Annotated in this window: 20 protein-coding genes and 1 pseudogene; 7 read left to right on the forward strand and 14 right to left on the reverse strand. The window is 33.1% G+C overall.

The window, feature by feature from the left end; genetic code table 11:
• On the forward strand, positions 1-699 hold the full coding sequence (locus ACM595_RS06415) for an amino acid ABC transporter permease (RefSeq protein WP_002482569.1): 699 nt from the start codon (positions 1-3) through the stop codon (positions 697-699).
• Between the two features lie 351 nt (positions 700-1,050).
• Here the strand turns inward: ACM595_RS06415 and ACM595_RS06420 are convergent.
• The 5 genes and pseudogenes from ACM595_RS06420 to ACM595_RS06440 form a co-directional block, all read right to left on the reverse strand.
• Positions 1,051-2,061 (reverse strand): annotated as a pseudogene (locus ACM595_RS06420) (PTS sugar transporter subunit IIC); the annotation flags it as partial.
• A 186-nt stretch (positions 2,062-2,247) separates the two neighbouring features.
• The gene (locus tag ACM595_RS06425) at positions 2,248-2,595 is read right to left on the reverse strand and encodes a transcriptional regulator, SarA/Rot family (RefSeq protein ID WP_002482566.1); all 348 of its coding nucleotides are present in this window, start codon (positions 2,593-2,595) and stop codon (positions 2,248-2,250) included.
• A 107-nt stretch (positions 2,596-2,702) separates the two neighbouring features.
• The gene (locus tag ACM595_RS06430) at positions 2,703-3,875 is read right to left on the reverse strand and encodes an IS256-like element IS256 family transposase (RefSeq protein ID WP_000195429.1); all 1,173 of its coding nucleotides are present in this window, start codon (positions 3,873-3,875) and stop codon (positions 2,703-2,705) included.
• Between the two features lie 820 nt (positions 3,876-4,695).
• The gene (locus ACM595_RS06435) at positions 4,696-5,055 is read right to left on the reverse strand and encodes a hypothetical protein (RefSeq protein ID WP_011302556.1); all 360 of its coding nucleotides are present in this window, start codon (positions 5,053-5,055) and stop codon (positions 4,696-4,698) included.
• A 14-nt stretch (positions 5,056-5,069) separates the two neighbouring features.
• Positions 5,070-6,122, reverse strand: a complete 1,053-nt coding sequence (locus ACM595_RS06440; RefSeq protein WP_002482564.1) for an LLM class flavin-dependent oxidoreductase — start codon at positions 6,120-6,122, stop codon at positions 5,070-5,072.
• Between the two features lie 514 nt (positions 6,123-6,636).
• Here ACM595_RS06440 and ACM595_RS06445 point away from each other — a divergent pair.
• On the forward strand, positions 6,637-7,362 hold the full coding sequence (locus ACM595_RS06445; RefSeq protein WP_002482563.1) for a CHAP domain-containing protein: 726 nt from the start codon (positions 6,637-6,639) through the stop codon (positions 7,360-7,362).
• 816 nt (positions 7,363-8,178) lie between these two features.
• Here ACM595_RS06445 and nhaC read toward each other — a convergent pair.
• Entirely contained in the window at positions 8,179-9,576 is a 1,398-nt protein-coding gene (gene nhaC, locus ACM595_RS06450) for a Na+/H+ antiporter NhaC (protein ID WP_041079138.1), read from the reverse strand.
• Positions 9,577-9,604: 28 nt separating this feature from the next.
• A complete protein-coding gene (locus ACM595_RS06455) occupies positions 9,605-10,675 on the reverse strand; it encodes an NAD/NADP-dependent octopine/nopaline dehydrogenase family protein (RefSeq protein ID WP_037537878.1) in 1,071 nt (356 codons plus the stop codon).
• Between the two features lie 284 nt (positions 10,676-10,959).
• Here ACM595_RS06455 and ACM595_RS06460 point away from each other — a divergent pair, with 284 nt between their 5' ends.
• From ACM595_RS06460 to ACM595_RS06480, 5 genes are all read left to right on the forward strand, one after another.
• Positions 10,960-11,331: a DUF4870 domain-containing protein gene (locus tag ACM595_RS06460; protein ID WP_002482560.1), complete on the forward strand. Its 372-nt coding sequence runs from the start codon at positions 10,960-10,962 to the stop codon at positions 11,329-11,331.
• Positions 11,332-11,662: 331 nt separating this feature from the next.
• The gene (locus tag ACM595_RS06465) at positions 11,663-12,130 is read left to right on the forward strand and encodes a CHAP domain-containing protein (RefSeq protein WP_002482559.1); all 468 of its coding nucleotides are present in this window, start codon (positions 11,663-11,665) and stop codon (positions 12,128-12,130) included.
• Between the two features lie 224 nt (positions 12,131-12,354).
• Entirely contained in the window at positions 12,355-12,675 is a 321-nt protein-coding gene (locus tag ACM595_RS06470) for a DMT family transporter (protein WP_419744480.1), read from the forward strand.
• Positions 12,675-12,989: a DMT family transporter gene (locus ACM595_RS06475; protein WP_002482557.1), complete on the forward strand. Its 315-nt coding sequence runs from the start codon at positions 12,675-12,677 to the stop codon at positions 12,987-12,989. Before ACM595_RS06470 ends, ACM595_RS06475 begins: the two co-directional genes overlap by 1 nt.
• 260 nt (positions 12,990-13,249) lie before the next feature.
• Positions 13,250-14,206, forward strand: coding sequence for a 2-hydroxyacid dehydrogenase family protein (locus tag ACM595_RS06480; protein WP_419744481.1), 957 nt, complete (start codon positions 13,250-13,252; stop codon positions 14,204-14,206).
• Between the two features lie 60 nt (positions 14,207-14,266).
• On the opposite strand, the gene ACM595_RS06485 is transcribed toward ACM595_RS06480, so the two are convergent.
• The 7 genes from ACM595_RS06485 to ACM595_RS06515 form a co-directional block, all read right to left on the reverse strand.
• Entirely contained in the window at positions 14,267-15,391 is a 1,125-nt protein-coding gene (locus ACM595_RS06485) for an FAD-dependent monooxygenase (RefSeq protein ID WP_037537876.1), read from the reverse strand.
• Between the two features lie 77 nt (positions 15,392-15,468).
• Entirely contained in the window at positions 15,469-16,245 is a 777-nt protein-coding gene (locus ACM595_RS06490) for an N-acetylglucosaminidase (protein ID WP_037537874.1), read from the reverse strand.
• A 26-nt stretch (positions 16,246-16,271) separates the two neighbouring features.
• On the reverse strand, positions 16,272-16,505 hold the full coding sequence (locus tag ACM595_RS06495; RefSeq protein ID WP_011302547.1) for a hypothetical protein: 234 nt from the start codon (positions 16,503-16,505) through the stop codon (positions 16,272-16,274).
• Positions 16,506-16,743: 238 nt separating this feature from the next.
• Positions 16,744-17,211 (reverse strand): DUF1641 domain-containing protein, encoded by a 468-nt coding sequence (locus tag ACM595_RS06500; protein WP_002482553.1) that lies wholly within the window; start codon positions 17,209-17,211, stop codon positions 16,744-16,746.
• Positions 17,211-20,165 (reverse strand): formate dehydrogenase subunit alpha, encoded by a 2,955-nt coding sequence (gene fdhF, locus ACM595_RS06505; RefSeq protein ID WP_002482552.1) that lies wholly within the window; start codon positions 20,163-20,165, stop codon positions 17,211-17,213. Before fdhF ends, ACM595_RS06500 begins: the two co-directional genes overlap by 1 nt.
• A gap of 320 nt (positions 20,166-20,485) precedes the next feature.
• Positions 20,486-21,439 (reverse strand): LCP family protein, encoded by a 954-nt coding sequence (locus tag ACM595_RS06510; protein WP_037537872.1) that lies wholly within the window; start codon positions 21,437-21,439, stop codon positions 20,486-20,488.
• A 140-nt stretch (positions 21,440-21,579) separates the two neighbouring features.
• On the reverse strand, positions 21,580-22,371 hold the full coding sequence (locus tag ACM595_RS06515; RefSeq protein ID WP_002482550.1) for an inositol monophosphatase family protein: 792 nt from the start codon (positions 22,369-22,371) through the stop codon (positions 21,580-21,582).
• Positions 22,372-22,653: the final 282 nt, after the last annotated feature.

The raw sequence follows: 22,653 nt of genomic DNA on the forward strand, positions 1-22,653 counted from the left end.
ATGTCATTTATTTTTTATACTATATTTGAAGTACTCAAAGGCGTGCCAAATACAATCATGATTTCACTTGTTGCCATTATCATTGGTCTGTTCATTGGATTAATCTTCGCAATGATTCGCTTAAAACGTATACCTGTATTATCTCAGTTCATTATAATATACAATTCTTTTTTCAGAAGTACACCGCTGATCGTTCAGTTATTCATTGTCTATTATGGTCTACCAGCCTTTATTTTATTCTTAAACGAGCATTTGCAATGGCATATAAATCCTGATATTTTTTCTCCATTAATCATTGCATTTATTGTATTTTCATTACATGCTGTTGCCTACCTTTCAGAATCTATTAAAAGCGGATTGCAATCTGTCGATTATGAACAAATAGAAGCTGCACAATCTGTAGGGCTTACGAGATTTCATATATATAAAGAAATCGTGCTACCTCAAGCATTTGCTTATGCGTTACCTAATATTGAAAATCAATTCATCATGTTAATCAAAGGAACTTCCCTAGCGTTTGCAGTTCAAGTCACTGAAATTATGGCAGTCAGTCACATTATTGCCAATGAAGGATACCGTTTCATAACAGTCTACACTGTTGCTGCAATGTTTTATTGGTTATTAGCAATGATTTTAGAATATATATTTAATAAAATGGAAACAAGCTCATTACGTTATATGCAAACGAATGCGTCATAAAATTTTTATTCCAGAAGTTATATTAAAACGCGCCAGTTGAAATTCGAACATTCAACCGGCGCGTTTTTATTTTATAAGTATACATAACAAATGCTAGATTTTCGTCAATAATTATCTACTACTTGTTACAGATGAATGATTACTAGTTAAATAGGAAGAAACTAGATTTTTTTGTCCTTCAACAATAATCATAGAAGATCAATTTTTTATGAATTATGACAGACCCATAGGGCGTCGTCTCATTTTTCTATAATAATTTCGTGATTTCAATCCCTGTTTTATTATGCTAAGCTTTCTGCACATTGTTTTTTTTAATTTATAATATTGTTTAAGTTTTTTGGGCATTGTACCATTTTGCAATTCGTACTTTGTAATAATTGGATAGTTTTTAAATACGAGTGACCCTAAATAACCACAAATTGCACTGCTTAATGCACACATCAATGCCACTGTAATCACAGTAAGTGCATTGTTAAACCCAAACATTAACATCAGTCCTGCAATTGGCGTAGCTGTTCCAGTTGCTTCATTCACCAAACCAAATGAAGCAATGATTACGCCTGATATTGCGCCACCAACAAAATTTGTAATATAAACAGGTACTGGGTTTGCAGTTACGATATCTGCTTGTGACAAAGGTTCAATTGCAACTGAAATGGTTGTTTTGCGATCACCAAACTTCATTCTTTTGAATAATACAAAATTCATGAATGACGAACCAAACACTGCTAATGCTCCGATAGCCATAGGTGTACCAGTTAATCCAAATAAAGCAGTTAATGCCATTGAACTTAATGGTGCAGTAGCTACAACCGTGATAATACTACCTAATACCACACCCATTAGTATTGGACTCGAAGTTGTAGACTCTTTAATGATATTACCGATTTGCATTAAAGAAGCATCTACAACTGGCGTCATACCCGTTGCAATCAATCTTGTAATAGGTGCGATGACAATGATTGCCGCTATTAAATCAAGCCCATCAGGTAACTTTTCTTCCATCCATTTCATACCAAAACTTGCAATATAAGCCGCAACAAAACCTGGTAACAAGTCCATATTGCCACATGAAACTGCAATAACAAATGCATAAACAGGAGACACACCCATAGCTAGTGCTACTAACCCTGCTGCTGCAACACCACCAAGCCCACCTGCCGCTTCACCAAGTTGACCTAAAAAAGGTAACCCAATTAAATCACCGCCGACATATTTGTGAAATGCTTCAACTAAAAATGATGCAATGGCAGCATTTGCAAGTGCCCCCATCGCTTTACTACCATTTGGTGCTTTGCTTGTGAATAATGTAAATAAGCATAACACGATGCCCAAGAATATAATCCCTATAAGTAAATTCATAATAACACCTTTCCCGCTTTTATGCATGCGCTTTCATTTAACAAATATAAGTATACCACAGTTAATTTGTTTTCAAAAACATATTATAGTACAATATATAACTAATAATATAAAATTGCATTTTCAAAATATTAGTCTTGTTATGGCTTACGCAAAATTTTTCATTTTATAGGGATTCTATCATGATTATAATGAGCGTTGTAATGCTTCAATCATTTCATTAATGCTTTTACGTTGTTGCTCATTCACATAAACTACAACTGTTCTTTCGTCTATTTCACTTCTTTTTTTACTTAAGAAATTCATTTTTATTAATTTTTGCAAAGCTTTCGTTAAATAATACGGTTGTAGTTCTGAGTGTTTTGCAATATCTTTTGCAGTAATTTCATTATCTTCACAATTATAAATATAATTTAAGATAAATATTTCTTCATAATTTAATTTATACTCTCGTTTACTGAACTTAAAAAATTTTTTCCCCTGTTGATACGTAGATATAAGCTCATTTAATGATTTAAATGTTTGTGAATTCATACAACCACTCCTTATGTTTTTTCTTGATGTTAATATCTGTTTTAGTGATGCTTAACAAGTCAAGTCCAGACTCCTGTGTAAAATGCTATACAATGTTTTTACCATTTCTACTTATCAAAATTGATGTATTTTCTTGAAGAATAAATCCATTCATCATGTAGGTCCATAAGAACGGCTCCAATTAAGCGATTGGCTGATGTTTGATTGGGGAAGATGCGAATAATCTTTTCTCTTCTGCGTACTTCTTGATTCAGTCGTTCAATTAGATTGGTACTCTTTAGTCGATTGTGGGAATTTCCTTGTACGGTATATTGAAAGGCGTCTTCGAATCCATCATCCAATGATGCGCAAGCTTTTGAATATTTTGGTTGATCGATATAATCATGAATCAATCGATTTTTAGCCTCACGCGCTAAGTTAATATCTGTGAACTTAAAAATTCCTTTAACAGCTTCTCTGAAAGATTTTGAATTTTTTTTAGGAATGGTGGTAAAGATATTTCTTAGGAAGTGAACTTGGCATCTTTGCCAACTTACGTTGGTGAAGGATTTTCTAATGGCAGAGACTAATCCTTTGTGCGCATCAGAAATAACGAGTTCCGTACCTTGTAAACCGCGTTCTTTTAGGTATTCAAAAAATGTTGTCCAGGTCTCTTCGCTTTCGCCACTTTGAATCATGAAGCCGATAATTTCACGGTCGCCATCTTTGGTTATTCCAATCGCTATATGACAGCTTTTTGAGAGTACTCGATTTTCTTCTCGTACTTTTATATAGAGTACATCGGTCATTAAGTAAGGATAATTTTTTTCTGATAATAAACGATTCTGCCACTCGTTAACCATAGGTTCTAGCTGTTCTGTTAAGCTAGAAACGAAGGACTTAGAGACGGATTTACCACAAAGTTCTTCCACAATTTTTGATACTTTACGAGTTGAAACGCCTGATACATACATTTCCAACATTGAAGCCATGAGGGCTTTTTCGTTTCGTTGATAACGTTCAAACACTGTGGGTGAAAAATGGCCATCACGTGTTCTGGGTACTTTTAATTCTAGCGTGCCTACACGTGTCGTAAAGCTGCGCTCATAATAGCCATTTCGTTGACTTTGTCGGTTTTCTGTTCGTTCATATTCTTTTGCTTGAATATATTCTGTTCGTTGATTTTCCATTAGTTGATTAAATACCGTTGTTAAAATATTTTTAGAAACGTCATCCTTTACAGAATATTCAATAATGCTTTGAATCTCTTCGCTTTTCAGTGTAAAATGTACTTGGGTCATGTAAAAGTCCTCCTGGGTATGTTTTTGTCGTTAAAAACATTGTACCGTAAAAGGACTGTTATATGGCCTTTTTACTTTTACACAATTATACGGACTTTATCGCTTAACAATATTAATACATTAATTTTATCCCATTTTCTAAAACGAATTCAATATGACCAACTATGTGAAATATTAAAATTTCATACTATTTTTTTAATATTTACTTTTCATTTTCAAATTTTATTAAGCTATTCATTCTTTTTATTACTAAAAAAAGAATGTGTTATCCATTGTAAATATCAAATCTTCTAACTTACAAAATGCATAGTGTTTTTGTATGAAAATTTTTCAATAAAAAAAGGCTATTTACTTTTCGTTAAAAACGCAAATAGCCATTAGCATATAGAGAAAAACACTAAATAAATTTGTAGTGAATTTGCCTATTTTTATATTTTTCTTTATATGCATGTGTCATCAATAAACGATCTAAAAAATTTTTCTGTAATACTCAATATGCTTAACTCAAATTATAATTTATTAGCGACATACTAATGATGCGCTAAATGACTGAATTGCTTTTTAATTTATCAAACATCCTATTTTTCATATCCTATCGACAGCAATTTAAATTGACTCTAGTGAGAAAAGCATTAGCCGAAGACTGTTGGCTAAGACCGTACCTTCGGAAAATGGGCATAAAAAAACTGCCAACAAGGTCGGAGACTTTGTTGGCAGTCTTAGGTTATTTATCTTTCATTAAAAAAGTAAGTAACTTCTAGTATCTAGATATACCAATGTATGGTTACATCCTTCACTTTATAGTCAAAAATGAAGCAACTTATTTTTTCTTACAGTCAAATGTGTCTAAGAAGCTTAATGCTGCTAATCCAGTTAAATCTAAAGCATGTTTAGCGCCTGCTTTACCATGACCTGCTTCAAAGTGTTTATATGCTGCTACACCTAATACTGCGATTGTTAGCAATGAACCAAGACGTGATAATCTTTTACTTGCAAAACTTAATACGAAGAATACTGCACTTAACGCTTCAACAGCACCTGCTAATGGTACTGCATTTGCTGGTAAGTTGAATACTTCAACAAACGTATCTTTCATAGATTGGTCACCTTTTATTTTAGGTTTTGCCGCACCATATAATTCTTTAGCTAATTTTAAATTTGTTAAATAACGTAATATCATTACAAAATCTCCTTTTATTTGTTTTCAAAATATTTATCTACAATAGGTTTTACACGTTCAGCCAATAATTTAATCGTATTGATTGTTCTTTCATGAGGAATAGATCCCACTGGGGTATGCAACATAAAACGTGTAATGCCTAATGCTTCAACTGTTTCAATGATTTTATTTGCTACAGTTTCTGGACTGCCAACATACAATGCACCTTGTGATCCAGCCTCACGTTCAAAACTATTTTCATCATACATTGGCCAACCACGTTCTTTTGCCAATATATCATGACTTGCCTTTACTGATGGGAAGAATTCACGTTTAGCTTGTTCATCGGTTTCAGCAATATAACCCCATGAATGTGTTGCAATAGGTAAAGCTTTAATATCATGTCCATAAGATTCTGCTATAGATTTATACATATCTATATTTCTTTTGAACCTTTTTGGATCACCACCAATTATAGCATAAGTTATTGGTAAACCTAACGCTCCTGCTTTTAATGAAGATTCTGGTGTACCACCTGTTGCTATTGTAATTGGTAGGGGTCGATGTTCTGCCCTTGGATAAACACCTAGATTTTCTATAGACGGTCGGATTTGTCCTTCCCAATTAACAATTTCATTACGATTAATGTGCATTAATAAATCAATCTTCTCATTAAAGAGCTTTTCATAATCTTTCAAATTATAACCAAATAATGGAAAAGACTCTATAAATGAACCTCTACCTACCATTATTTCAGCACGTCCATTAGAAACTGCATCTAATGTAGAAAAACGTTCATATACACGTACTGGGTCATCCGATGACAATACAGTTACAGCACTACTCAGTTTAATATGATGTGTATTTGTTGCAGCAGCTGCTAACACAGTAACTGGATCTGATACAGCGTAATCTGGTCTATGATGCTCTCCTAAGCCATAAACATCAAGTCCATATTGATCAGCGGTTTCAACTTCTTCTATTATGTTACGAATTCTTTGCGCATTTGATATACCAGGTTGAGTACCTACTTCTGTGTGCAAATCCATATTATCTGCAAAAGAAGTTAAACCTAATTCTATTTTCATTCATTCACCTCTCAAATTAGTATAATTTTTATACTCAATATCATAATCTCTTCTCCATTAAGTGTCAATATCATTGCTCAAACAAAACTAAAACATTTATTTAGGTACAAATTACATTTAACTTAATATAATTAGTAAATCATAAAATGGTCGCAAAGTAATTTTTTGTTATTTTAAATATATAAATAGTCTCATATTCTCCCATTTGTAATTTTCTGTTATTTTACAGCTTTGTAATATAATAAAGTGCTATTTTACACTTTATTATACTAAAACATGATACCACCGGTCTTTAGTCCTATGTCACACCTCGATTTATTTGTTACATAAAGGGGTTAATTATTAGAACTAAATTACAAAATGATAACAACGCACACAAATCACTTATTTTTTGGTAAAGTAATTCTTGTCGTTGAAACAGCGAATAAAAATTATAAAAATTGTCGTTTAGAGACTGGGATAAAATTAAAACTAAATTTTAAATTATTTACTATTCTTAGGAGGATATTTAACAATGAAAAAAATCGCTACAGCTACTATCGCTACTGCAGGAATCGCTACTTTTGCTTTTGCACAACATGATGCAGATGCAGCAGAAAACAACAATAGTGGGTACAACCCAAATGACCCAAGTTCATATAGCTATTCTTATACTATAGATCAACAAGGTCAATACCACTACACTTGGCAAGGTAACTGGAACCCAAGCAACAGTGACCAAGGTCACACTAGCAACGGTTACAGCAATGCTAACTCAACTAACAATAATGCAACTCAATCATATACAACTAATAACCAAGGTACTGGTGGTAAAGGTGCAGTTTCTCACTCTACTTCAAACAGCAATGTTAAAGTAAGTACAACTAGCGCGCCATCAAATTCAAATGGTTCAAACTCAATTTCTAATACTTCAGGTTCTTCAAACAACTTATACACAGCTGGACAATGTACATATTATGTATATGACAAAGTTGGCGGTAAAATTGGTTCAACTTGGGGTAACGCTAACAACTGGGCAAGCGCAGCTGCTGCTTCAGGTTACACAGTAAACAACTCACCTGCTTCAGGTTCAATCTTACAATCAACTGCTGGTGGATATGGCCACGTAGCATACGTTGAAAATGTAAACAGCGACGGTTCAATCAACGTTTCTGAAATGAACTATGGCCAAGGTGCTGGAGTTGTTACTTCACGTACAATCTCTGCAAGCGAAGCTTCAGGTTACAACTACATTCACTAATTTTAGTGTCATCAAAAAGACAATCCATATGGATTGTCTTTTTTTGTTATCCATTAAACCTTGAACTTTAATTGTTTTTTATCTCAACCACATTCAACAGTACTTTTTTAATATAAAGTGAACAGAAATCAAATCTTCTAATAAAGATTTCGTAGTCCTACCTGCCCCTCAAGAATGACTAGGATTGAAAAAGAGTCTAAAACATCTATTTATGTCCCAGACTCTCGTTTTCATTATATTTTATTCAAGTCTTTATGTTGACGCAGTTGCCATCATATTTATAATAAATTAAAACTATATTTTCTATAATCATCAATCCATATTAACTAAATTTGAAATTAGGATTTCTAAACTAGAAACTTAAATATATGGTCGCGTTAATAAATCGGTTCTATAATGTAATATCGCTACAATATACAGAACAAAACCGATTATAAAATAGATAATAGAAGGATATTTAAAATCTTTATCTACATTAGTAGGATTAACGATGCCCTTTGTATATAAGTAATATCGCTACAATGATTACTATGTACAATTCGGACTCATCTCATCCTTATTTATGTATTGCCTAATTATATATTTTTAAACCTCTTATTTAAGATTCATATAAATAATTGTTCATGTTTTATTAAAAGCAGTCTTTTTATACCCTTCATTAATTTTTAATTAAATAACTTTATTTAAAAGTTATTACTTTCATACAGCAAGTATCATATGGCTACTTATTTATAATAAAAAAACAGCTCGATGACTCACAATATGACATCGAACTGCTTTAAATCATTGCATTTTAATTACCATACTCATATTACATTATTCATTTGGCTGTGCTTTTTTAATTCCTATTCCACTAAATCCATAGAATATCGCAAATACGATACATAGATAACATGGTACTGTCCATATAAAGAATTGATCAACTGTAACACCTAATTGTTGGGTATAATAAATACCTGATGTTCCCCATGGAATTAAAGGTATAATCATTGTACCTGAGTCCTCTAATGTTCTAGATAAATTAGATCTATCAAGTCCCATTTTATTATACATTTCCATCATTAATACACCGACCATGATAATCACTACAGATGCTACGCCTGCAGCAAGTACCATCATAAGTCCACCTAAAACAGTTGCAAGCACTAATTGGCCGACTGTATTAATATTTTTAGATATTTTTTGTAAAATGACATCTAAACAACCTGCCCTTTCGACAATACCAGCAAATGCATAACCACAAAATATGGTAACGATAATTTCGGTCATACTCATAATGCCGCCTTGTTCTATTAAACTCACTGCACTATTCGTTAAATCCCCACTATTCACTGACACCATTTCTTTATTAAACCCATCAAATGTTGCTTTGAAACCGTCGACAATTTTAAATCCATTGTTAAAAGCACCAACAATGATGGCACTTAATGCTGAAATGAGCATCGCTGGTACAGTTGACATTTTCATCAGCAAACAAATAATGATTACAATTAATGGAATCCATACAAAGAAATTAATATTGTATATTTGTGACAACTCTTTTAACAATGCGTTAACTTGAGCTTTGTTCGTATTACCTCCAAATTGTCTTCCAGCAAAGAACCATACGACAAGACCTATAATAGAAGCTGGTACAGTTGTCCAAATCATGGCTCTTATATGAGAAAAGATATTCACTTTCGTAACTAAAGCTGCCAGATTGGTTGTATCAGATAAAGGCGACATTTTGTCACCGAATACTGCGCCAGCAATAATTGCACCAGCTGCCATACCGGGTGTGATATGTAATTGTGTTGCGATGGCCATCAATGCAATACCCGCAGTAGAGGCAGAACCCCATGCTGTTCCAGTCGCAACTGAAGTAACAGCGCAAATAATAAATGCTGAAACTAAAAAGTAGTTAGGATTTAAAAACTCTAGACCATAATAAATTAATGCCGGAACAGTGCCAGAATACATCCATGTACCAACAATAATACCCACTGCTAAGATAATGAATAATGCTGGCATTGCAGTAGATAAACGCTTCGTTATTCCTTCTTCTAAATCCTGCCATTTTAATCCTACTCTTCTAGCTATTAAAGCAGCATAAGCAGATGAAAGTATCAATAGTGGTTGTATCGGTATATCAAATACTACAAAACCTGTAATAACGATAATAATCATTACTAGTATCGTTGAAATTGATTCCAAAAATGTTGGTTGTCTTTTCATACACAAGTCCCCTTTGTCATATGATTCATTATTCAAACCCTAGTTTATCTTTACCTAATTCATCGATTGTTAGACCTTCTTCAAAAAAGTCACGCTCTAATATTGTTGATGCAAGCACAATGATCGCATCAATATTAGGTGTTGCAACGTCAATTTCACGCCCTAGGCTAGACCACAATACTAATCCAAATGCAATGTCTTCAGTTAAATAACGATTTTTCACATGATTTGGGCCTTTAATCTGTGAAAATACAGGACTCGTATTAAATAACCTATTCAATGGTTCGTCTTCATCTTGTCTTTCTAGATAACCTCTTTCAATACGTGCCTCTTTTGCAGTAGATAATTCAAAACCTAGCTTACGCCCTAAAGTTAGTCTTTCTAATTCAACTGCATGTAATAATCTAACCGTATGCTTCGTAATACCTTCTTCATATAAAGCAAAACTATCCGCATAATCGATGCGACCAATATTTAATAAAGTTGGTCCCGGATGTACCTCTGGGTTACCATTCTCTAAATTTGTTTTCCATAAACTTTCTTCTTTGACGATATTTGGATATAATTTTTCAATTTTATCGAAACACTCACTCAAATACTCTTTATCATAGGTTGAAAAATGTACTTTTCTAACATTTAGTGATAAATCTACACGTGCTTCTTCAAAATTAACTCGCGTACCATAAGTTAATGTATTTACTTCTGCAAAATGAGGTAACACGTCTATATGCATATCTTCAAGTACATTCATAAATCGAATAGACCCCATAGAAGCTGCAATATTAAAGAAAATAAGTTGTTCTTTTTTAACAAAAGGTGCCATTGTTTGTGCATAGTGTTCAATGAATGAAGATGGAATAACAATTTGGATCACTTCAGCATCCTGAAGGACATATTCCATATCATCACTAATATCCGTAAATTCAACAAAGCTCTCTTCACCTTCATTATTAAAAGTGAATCCACCCTGTTCAAATGCTTTATCAAATTTATTGATTGATTGGTTTCTACAATATAGCTTAACTTCATGTCCCTTACTAATCATATCTAATGCAGCCGTCACTGCACCATTACCTGAACCCACGATAGCTATTTTCATAATTTACCTTCTTTCTTTTTATTTTTGAATACTGTCCATTTTAGTCATTACTTACAACTATAGCCTATAAGGAAATTTAATAAACACTGGTTTACAATTTAAATTTCCGGTTATAGTTAAATAAGGATGCGATAAATCACATTATCATATTTTAACAAGTATACACATTGCGTTACAGTCATATTTAAAATTAAATGAAAAACTCAAGCGATATACTATTATTTTTCAAAATTTGATATAGTTAATCTATCTATAAGTCTTAGGATAAAGGAGGTTTAACTAATATGGCAGAAACAGATTATAATCAACAAACTTATACAAATGTAAACCAAGAGCCTAATTCAGATGCGAGATTAATGGCAACATTAATTTATGTATTAAGTTTCTTTACTTCTTTAATCGCACCATTAATTATTTGGTTAATTAAACGCGAGGATTCACCGTTTGTCGATAGAGCAGGTAAAAATTATTTCAACTTCTTACTTTCATACGTTATTTGGTCAATAATTGGAACTATCACGATGTTGATATTAATAGGCTTTGTATTACTACCAATTATTGTAATACTGAACTTTATTTTTACAATTGTAGCTGCAGTAAAAGCGTATAATGGAGAAGATTATTTACCGCCACTATCTATAAGATTCTTTAAATAATCTAAACACAATTTTGTGATTCTTTACAGCTACTGTAATAATGATAGCTTTTTGAAATACAAAAAATTTGTAAAAACCTTATATTAACGCGTTTTATTTCGTATTACGACTTGATACGATTCTGTAACCTTACATCTCGTTTATTACAACGATATGTGAGGTTTTTTTAATTGTTTTACAAAAGCGTAACAATCCACACAAAGCTTGATTCATCTGTTAGAGTATTACTTGTCGTTGAAAGCAAACCGCAAAATTAATCAACATTCAAATTCAACACAAATGAATTGAATCACATATAACTATTTATAATCTTTGGGAGGATTTTTTAATTATGAAAAAATTAGTAACAGCAACAACTTTAACAGCAGGTATTGGCGCAGCAATCGTAGGTTTAGATCACGGAAATGAAGCAGACGCAGCAGAACAAACACAACCAACTAACCAAAGCACAACACAATCTACTTCAGGTTCAAGTGCTAACTTATATACAGCTGGTCAATGTACTTGGTACGTATACGATAAAGTAGGCGGAAACATTGGTTCAACTTGGGGCAATGCGAACAACTGGGCTTCAGCAGCATCTTCAGCAGGTTACACTGTAAACAACTCACCTGAAGCTGGTTCAATTTTACAATCTACTGCTGGTGGTTATGGTCACGTAGCATACGTTGAAAATGTAAATAGCGACGGTTCTGTAGAAGTTTCAGAAATGAACTACAACGGTGGACCATTCTCAGTTAGTGAACGTACTATTTCTGCTGGTGAAGCAAGTTCTTACAACTATATCCACTTAAACTAAGTCTTTAAATGACTTTAAAATATAATATTGAATGATGTAAGAGCCCGGGACATTTTGTTTCGGGCTCTTATTTTAGTATTGCGGATAAATGCGTCAATTCAAGAAATATATTTTTCTAATAATATGATTGTAATACAATTCTGCTTTCACATCTTATAACATTGAACTCTATCCAAATATTTGAGAAAATATAATAATTTAGTGATTATAAGGAGGCACATCAAATGCAGTGGTTCAAAGTGATCTTAGCTGGACTCATTGAAATTGTATGGGTGACTGGTTTAAATACTGCCGACTCATTACTTAGTTGGACAGGAACGTTTATTGTAATTATTATCAGTTTCTTTCTTGTTATATCTGCTTGTAAATACTTACCCGTTGGTACCGTATACGCTGTATTCGTTGGTATCGGTGCAGTAGGTACAGTAATTGTAGACATGATCTTTTATGGTGATCCATTCGATTTAGTAAAAATCAGCTTAATTATCATATTAATTATTGGCATCATAGGGTTGAAATTAACTACAGAGGAGGCTGATGGCTAATGGCATGGATTATTTTATTAATCGCCGGACTATTAGAAGTTGTTGGCGTAGTTATATTAAATGAAATTTCACGCACCAAAAAGAAATGGCTTGTCATTCTATTAGCAGTTGCATTTATCTGTAGTTTCAGTACTTTGAAGCTTGCTATGAATGATATACCTATGGGCACCGCTTATGCTATTTGGAGCGGCATTGGTACTGGTGGCGGTACTTTGGTAGGGATGTTTTTATATAATGAGTCAAAAAACGCAAAAAGAATCTTCTTTATTGCTTTAATCATCCTATCTATTGTCGGTTTAAAAATCGTTAGTTAAATCTTTCAACAACCGTGGTATAGCACTATTCTCAGTCCTGTACAATTTGACAGTTTTTAACTATTTAGAGTGGTAAGTTAAGGTCTAATTATATTTTAGTCCTAACTGACACTCTTTTTTATTTATTAAAATGTACTTTAACACCCCTATTATTAAGCGATTTTTTCTATTTAAAGTCGACTTTTTTATAATTCACAATATTATTATTTGTTTGCACAATAGAATTTTACTATACTTGAGTGTAAAGGAAGTGATTATACATGGTAAAAGTTTATATTGCAGGTCCAATACCTGAAGTGGGTCTTAACTTATTGAAAGACCAAGGCTTTGAGGTAGATATGTATGAAGGAACAGGTATCATTGATAAAGAAACACTTAAACAAGGTGTTAAAGATGCTGACGCATTAATTAGCTTGCTGTCTACTTCTGTAGACAAAGAAGTGATTGATGCAGCTAACAACCTAAAAATCATCACAAATTATGGTGCGGGTTTCAATAATGTTGATATTGATTATGCACGACAACAAAATATCGATGTTACCAATACACCTAAAGCATCTACCAATTCTACAGCCGAGTTAACTTTTGCACTTGTACTCGCAGTGGCAAGAAGAATTCCAGAAGGCGACAAGTTATGTCGAACAACTGGTTTTGATGGATGGGCGCCACTATTTTTCCGCGGTAGAGAAGTTTCTGGAAAAACAATTGGTATCATCGGTCTAGGTGAAATAGGTAGTGCTGTTGCTAGACGTGCCAAAGCTTTCGACATGAACATTTTATATACTGGACCACATCAAAAAGTTGATAAAGAGCGAAAGATTGGTGCTAAATATGTTGATTTAGAAACATTATTAAAAAATGCAGACTTTGTTACAATTAATGCTGCTTATAATCCAAGCCTTCATCACCAAATTGACAAAGCGCAATTTGAAATGATGAAACCAACGAGTTACCTAATTAATGCTTCAAGAGGACCTATTGTTCACGAAAAAGCTTTAGTACAAGCATTGAAAGATAAAGAAATTGAAGGTGCCGCTTTAGATGTCTTCGAATTCGAACCGGAGATTAATGATGAACTTAAAACATTAGATAATGTCGTTATCACTCCGCACATAGGTAATGCTACATTTGAATCACGTGATATGATGTCTAAAATCGTAGCTAATGATACAATTAGTAAATTGAACAATGACCAACCTAAATTTATTGTGAACTAAAATACTTCAATCACAAAAAACCCCGAAACAACAGTCAAACTGTGTTTCGGGGTTTTATTTTTATTTGTTTTTCGATTTGTATATAAACTTAGTTTGCGCTGCAACAAGACGATTAGGCATGATTTTAGCTATGCTATTTCTTAATGAAATAACGATTTTATTGCTTCTTTGAGCTAATTTGCCAATTTTTCTAGATCGCTTAATGACTTTTTTGGTATGCTCCACACGGATTTTATCGTATCTTTGTAATGCTGCTTCAAATGGATAAGCTTGTAAACAATTAGCTAGTACGATAGCATCTTCCATTGCTTGACCAGCGCCTTGTCCCATATTTGGCGTTGTTGCATGTGCCGCATCGCCTAATAAAATCACGCGCTGATAGACGAAAGTTTTTAGTGGTTGTAAATCATAAATATCATGTAATAGAATATCTGTTTCACTTTGTTTATCTAACACTTTTCTAACTTCATTTGGAAAATGATTAAATCTAGCTTGTAAATGTGGCTTACCATAGGATTGCATTGTCGCATCATTTTCTTTCGCATTGATTGAAATAAACCAATAAGCTTGATTATTTATTAACGGTACGACACCTACTCTACCTTTTGCAGACCAATACTCTTTTGCAACATTATCAGACTTAATATCGATATCTTCTACAAGACCTCTAAACACCGTATATCCTTGATACTGTGTTTTACTATTAGGTGCTACAGTATGTCTTATGTTCGAATGAAGTCCATCAGCACCAATACATAAATCAAATGCTTCTGCTTCTTGTGCTTCAAAATGCATCACAACTTTTAAAGCATTATTATCAACATGCGTAACATGGTGATTAGTATAAATAGCAGATTCAGGAACGTATGATTTAATTACATCAATTAAACTTTGACGCGTCATTGTTAAATTCACTGTGTTTTTCTTCAATTTTGCTTTACTTAACACATTATCTTTATCATCTAATATTTCCATAACATTGATAACTTGACCTATGTTTTTAATACCTTTTGCTAAATCATGTTTCCCAAGTTTGTCAATGACATTACCACCGATACCAATGCCTGCACCGACTTCTGTAATAGTGCTATTTTTTTCAAAAACTTTAACTTCGTGTCCTTGTTCACACAATAATGCTGCAGCTGTTAATCCACCGATTCCAGCACCCACTATAGCTATTTTCATCTTTTAATTCACTCCAAATTTCCCAATTTCTTCATTATTAATATGACTCTCTTTCAAATGTTTTGTTATATCTTCATTTATAGATAGTAGTCTTTATTAATATGATCTTTTTTTATACCTAGTTGATGATAATAATGTTTCATAAACGTAGCAATGTTCTCATCCCATTCAATATCACTTGCATATTGATGTTCTCCTGGTGACTTAGGATTCCAGCGCATTTGGTACAAGGAGAGTTGATTATTTTCAAAGTAGTTACCTCTCACAAAGCGCGCACCACCCATAATTGCCTTTTCAGGTGATGTCCATTTTTGTTTTTTTGCAAAACTGCTACCTGTATGAACTGCATTCTCATCAAAAGCACCAATGCCGTAAAAATTAAAATATGTTTTACCATCATCTTCAATGCCCTTAGCAAGCTCTGATTTGCCATTTCCTGTCTCAACAAGTGCATGACTTACAAGGTACAAGACATTCACTTCATATTTATCTTGAGCATCTAAAAATGCTTGCCCTTTATTTTTTAAAATACCTTTATCTTTTAAAATACTATTGAGTTCTTCTTCAGACATGGACACTTTTTCAGAAATATCCATATGATTTAAGTTATCTTTGTCACTATTTACATCCATTGCTTTTTCTACATCTTTTTTAGACGCTTCAACAAATCGCCCATTTTTCTCTGTCATATTTAATGTACCAGCACCTACTTGTTTTTCAACCGCTTCATCAAAAGTATGTGTTTTTTCGTCATCAAATAAACGGGTTTCATTAACAATAAATAAGATTGCAAAAACAACTAATATTAAAATTATAATAAACATAGGTATTTTACCCTTTATGTTGTCATTCATTTCGTGAAAAACTCCTCATCTTGCACTTATTTTGTTAATGTAACATAAGCAAATATAATAGCAATTAAAACTATTACAAATGAAATATTGATTATAATTTTCATCGCTGTTCGCTCTCTAAATAATGTATTAAATATGGTTAAGCTTATTGCAAGAGACGCAACAAACATGGTTATTGCCATTGCTATATTTAAAGTGATCAAAAATACTATACCAATCACTAATAATACATTTGAAATAATAGCTAAGATTTTTACCATTTTCGGGCTGATAAGACTTCCACTCCTTGCTATAAATAATTGATTAAAAATTAATACCGACATTAGAAATTGTATCACATTTAGCTTTGTTTCAATATGTCATTTTATAAAACAAAAAAAGGAACGTGCTAGAAACCAAAATGATTATTTGATCTCTTATGCACATTCCTCATTATTGAACTTATAAATTGTAACGCTCATTAAATATCTAATGAATTATGCTTTACAAGGCCCATGGTTAATCTCTAGACATACCTCTTAACATATTTAACATATACGTTAAACTACGGTTCATTTCATCGTCTTTCAAGATACCCATCAATCCAGTAATTGACGTTTTTTGATTTGGATTTGCCTTATTAGCAACACTTAATCCTTTGTTTACTTTATTTAACATTGTTGTTAAATCATCCACATTTAAATCACCAAGTAAAAATACAAGTGATGCCATGTTTGAAATTAAACCAGTGTATTGCTCTTTATTTAATTCTACAGCGAATTTATTGGCAATCACACCTCTACTCTTAACCGCACCAGACATTGCATCTAATAGCTTAGCATCGTCTAGTGTACTAATGATATTGATTGCTTTTAAAATACTATCCTTATTAGCAACAATTGCATCTGTCACTTCAGTTAAACTTTCTTCCTTGAGTTCTGCTTCTGATTTTTGCATGCGTTTAATCTGTGTGATTCTCTCAGCCATTATCTATCCACCTGACTTCCTGGGAAAGTATAATCTTCACGCTTCCATTTATCTTGAACACGAACACTATATTGCGGTTGACGTTGCTTATTAACACGGAAGTTCGTAGGATTCAATGGTGATTTACCTCTACGTGTCTTCACTTCCATACGACAACTTGTACGTTTATATGATGGTGTATCTGTATCTTTATCAACATCACTATTAGTTAATAGATTAATCGCACCATGATCACCATGTGCCATTGCATTGTTATTTAACGGAATATAAATTTCTTTGCCTTTTACTCTATCTGTGACATGTGCTACAAGCTCAACTTCACCCGTTTCAGAAATCAATTTAATTTCTGCACCTTCATGGATACCTCTATCCTCTGCAAGCTCTGGTGAGACTTCAACGAAAGCATTAGGTACTTTATATTCAAGTCCAGGTACTTTATAAGTCATATTACCTTCATGGAAATGTTCTAATAATCTACCATTATTTACATGCAAATCATATTCTTCATTCACTTTAAAGAAATTATCAAATGTTAATGGATAGAAATTAGCTTTCTTATCTTCAAAATTAAACCCTTCAAGATAAAGTATTGGCTCATCCGTACCATCTTCAGCTACTGGCCATTGTAAACTATTGTATCCTTCTAATCTATCATAATTCACACCAGAATAAAGTGGTGTTAGACGTGCAATCTCGTCCATGATTTGACTTGGATGTGTATAATTCCAATCATATCCCATTGCCTTAGCAACTGCTTGTATAATTTGCCAATCTGGTTTTGAATCACCTTTTTGTTCTAGTGCTTGGAACAAACGTTGGATACGGCGTTCCGTATTCGTAAAAGTACCTGTTTTTTCTAATGATGGGCTTGCTGGTAATACGACATCTGCATAAGTAGCAGTGAATGTAAAGAACTCATCTTGTACAACTAGGAAACCAACTTTCTCTAAAGCAGCTTGTACAAAGTTAATATTAGAATCAACAATACCCGTATCTTCACCATATAAATATAATGAATCAATTTCGCCATTGTGGATACCTTCCATCATTTGATGGTTATCTTTTCCTACTTGTTTTGGTAATGTTTCACCATATTCACGTTCGAATTTAGCTCTAATTTCATCATCAGTCACTTTTTGATAGCCAGGGAATTGGTCTGGCATGCTTCCCATATCACTACATCCTTGTACGTTATTATGTCCACGTAAAGGATACGCACCTGAACCTGGTTTTCTGTAGTTACCTGTCGCTAATAACAAGTTAGAAATCGCAGTCGATGTATCACTACCGATATCTTGTTGTGTAACACCCATAGCCCATGCTATAGAGACAGATTTAGCATCTGCAACTTGATGTGCAAAATCAATTAACGCATCTTTAGAGATACCTGTTGTTTCTTCCGCAAATTCCATTGTGTATGGCGCTAATGATTTGTAATATTCATCAAAATGATTTACCCATTCATTAATGAATGCTTTGTCATGTAAATCTTCATCGATAATATATTTTGTCACTGCTGATAACCATACTAAGTCTGTACCTGGTTTTGGTTGATAGAAATTATCAGCACGTTCCGCCATTTCATGCTTACGAATATCAAATACATTTAATGTATTATTATAAAGTTTATGACCACGTTTAATTCGTGACGCGATAACTGGATGTGCTTCAGCTGTATTTGTACCTATCAAGACGACCATATCAGCTATTTCAAGATCTTCAATTGAACCAGAGTCACCACCATGACCGACTGTTCTAAATAAACCTTTAGTAGCAGGCGCTTGGCAATAACGTGAACAGTTATCCACATTATTCGTACCAATGACTTGTCTAGCTAATTTTTGCATTAAATATGACTCTTCGTTCGTTGCTTTGGATGATGAAATAAATGCTAAACCATCTGAACCATGAGTTCCTTTTACTTTATTAAAGTTTTCAGCTACTACTGCGAGTGCTTCTTCCCATTCCACTTCTTCAAACTGACCATTTTTACGCACTAATGGCTTTGTTAAACGTTCATCAGAATCAACATAATCCCAACCAAATTTACCTTTAACACAAGAAGAGATTTTATTTGCTGGTGATTCATGTTGTGGTTGCACTTTTAATACTTCACGATCTTTTGTCCAAACATCGAAAGAACAACCTACACCGCAATATGTACATACAGTTTTAGTTTTTTCGATGCGTTCCTCACGCATTGCCGCTTCTGAATCTGAAACAGCAAATAATGGACCGTATCCTGGTTCTGCTTTTTTCGTTAAATCAATCATTGCCGCTAATGAACCAGGTTCTAGGTCAGTCATATAACCTGCATTACCTTCCATATTAACTTCCAACATCGCGTTACATGGACAAACTGTTGCACATTGTCCACATCCCACGCAAGAAGAATCATTTATAGAAGTATCGTTATCCCATATAACGCGCGGTTGTTGACGTTCCCAGTCAATTGTTAAAGTTTCATTTACTTGTACGTCTTGACATACTTCCACACAACGTCCACACAGGATACATTGATTTGGATCATAACGGTAGAATGGGCCATAATCTTTTTCGTATGGCTTCTCTTTATATTCATATGTTTGATGTTCAAGACCCCATTGGTCCATCGTATTATGAATTTCACAATCACCATTGTTGTAATCACACACCGTACAATAAAGCATATGTTTTTCTAAAATGCGATCTAATGCTTCTTTTTGGCTGGCTTGTACTTTGTCATTTTGCGTATTAACAATCATTGGTCTATCAATTGTGGTACTACAAGCACGTTCCATTTTACCGTCGATTTCTACAGTACAGGTATCACATGTTTGGATAGGACCTAATGATTCGTTGTAACATATTGAAGGCACAAATGTATCTTGTGATTTAATAAACTGTAGTAAATTGGTTCCAGGTTCAACAAGATAATCTTTGCCGTCTAACGAGACAATCAAATGTTCTTGCATAGTCTTCACCCCTATTATATATTTTCGCCCATGTATTTAACTTCATAAGATGTTTTGTAACATTACATCTAAAAGCCCCACACTTTTTAAAATAATGTTAATACTATTGTATAGGTATTTTTCTCAATTGTTAAGGTATTTCATTATATTCTTTATTTTTTTATTAAATAGCACAATGTTTAACAGCGCTATGCATCAGATTCTATTCAATCTACAATCTCATTGATTATTAAAATAGCTTTTTTGTACTCAATTAAAAACGCGTGAAAAACCACTCTGATTTTTAAATCAGATTTGATTTCTCACGCGCTATTCTTATATTAAATACCTAAATTATCTTTTATGTTTGTCTCAATTTCATTTAATGAATTTTCACTAGGTACAAAGTAATATAGTCCGTCATCTTGAATGCCACCTTGGCCTTCTAATTGATGTCTATTTACATTGTCATTTGCATCTTTATAATTACTTCTTACTTTATTTAATTCACCGACTGATAAATCTGTCTTCACATTATCTTCAACATGATTCATTAAAGAATTAAAATGCGTAATAGAACTCACACTTGTAAGTTTATTGGCAAGGCCTTGAATAACGAGTTGTTGACGTTCTTGACGTCCAAAATCGCCACCAGCTCCATCTTCTTTACGACTTCTGATAAACGCCATGGCTTCTTTACCATCCATTTTAGACCGTTCACCTTCAGTAAATTGATAACCGTCATAAGAGAAAGTTGCGTTACTTGTTACTGTAATACCACCAACAGTGTCAATCATATCTTGCATACCATCCATATCAATTGTTGCGTAATGGTCAATCGGTACATTTAATAATTTTTCTAGAGACTTCACTGCCATGTCAGGCCCACCATATGCATATGCGTGGTTAATTTTTTCAGTTGTCCCTTTACCAACAATATCTGCTTGTGTATCTCTAGGTATACTAACGATTTCAGTTGTTTTCTTTTCTGGATTAACGGATAGTACCATAATCGTGTCACTACGTTGTCCACCGCCGTTAGCATTTCTTTCGGCATTAGAATCTACGCCAAATAATGCAATAGTAAATGGATCTCCATCATCCAAATTCACATTTTTATCTCTTAATGATGATTTATCTCTATCAAGAGGGTTATGGATAGATCCTCCAACAGAAAATATTTTATAGCCAAGATATATGACTGCAATTAATGCTAGCATCACTAATATGCCTATAAACCACAAGAAAACTTTTGTCGGTAAGCCCATTTTTTTATTTTTTTCAGAACGATTCACTCTTATCATTCTCCATTTCTATGTCAATTTTCTACTCTATTTAATAATACATTATATAGTAATATAATAAATAAGACATAGTTCTTTAGACCTATTATTTATTTAATAAATAATAAAACTAAAACATTTTTTGTGATTTCCTAATTTTTATATCCATTACCTGAATTAAGTACATCTAACATATGTGTATGACAAGCTTTATTACTAATAATAAACGGACCTGCTGTTGAAAAATCTAACTTTGTATTATCCAATGTGGTCATTTTCAAGCCAAGTTCACTTGCAAATAAAAATTGTGCTGCTATGTCCCATGGCTTCGGATTCGTGTTGACATGTGCACCAAACTGACCTTTAATTACACGTATTGAATCTAGTCCACATGAGCCAATACAACGGTATCCAAATGATGCCTCGTTCAAATCTTGAATCGTTTCATCATTAATTACTAATGGATTATAAGAAATAATCGCATCTTTTAACTCGATATCTTCTGGCGATGATAATGGCTCGCTATTTACATAAGCTCCGAATCCTTTGACTGCTTTATAAAGTTTGCCATGTGGATAATCATAAATATATGACAGCATAGGCTCACCTTCTACAAAATACCCTAAGATAATACAATAATCTTCTTGTTGCTTAACTAAGTTGGTTGTACCATCGATTGGATCCATAATCCAAACATGACCTTCTTTAGCATTGATTTCACTATTAGACTTCTCTTCTGCAAATAACTGATGACTAGGATAATGTTCTTTTAAAAATGACTCGAACTTTTGTTGAATGGATTTATCTACATTGGTCACTAAATCAAACCTGTTTTTTTTAGTACTTGTAACCATATCATTGATTAACTTTGGAATAATGTCATCTAACGTATTAAACCAAGCATGAATTGAATCATCTATTTTAATAAGTTGTTCTTTTTCCATATGAGATACACCTCTTCATTTAAATAATATAAACCGAACCTATATACGCTATATAATTGTTTTATTTTATCACAGAATCCGCATTGAAATACATGTTATTTGGCTACGATTAAAATACAGTTAATCAAAATACCATTTATATACTCAATAATTACAAAATAAAACCGACTAGCGTCGCTAGCCGGTTAAATAGAAAGGAAAGTAAGTAATAAATATTGAAGATGTTTGATTAGTAACTCGAACAAATAGATGTTAACAAAACTATATGTAATAGCCTACCCC

It is taken from the genome of Staphylococcus sp. LKG3-1 (genome assembly GCF_048568385.1).
Taxonomy (GTDB): Bacteria; Bacillota; Bacilli; order Staphylococcales; family Staphylococcaceae; genus Staphylococcus; species Staphylococcus saprophyticus.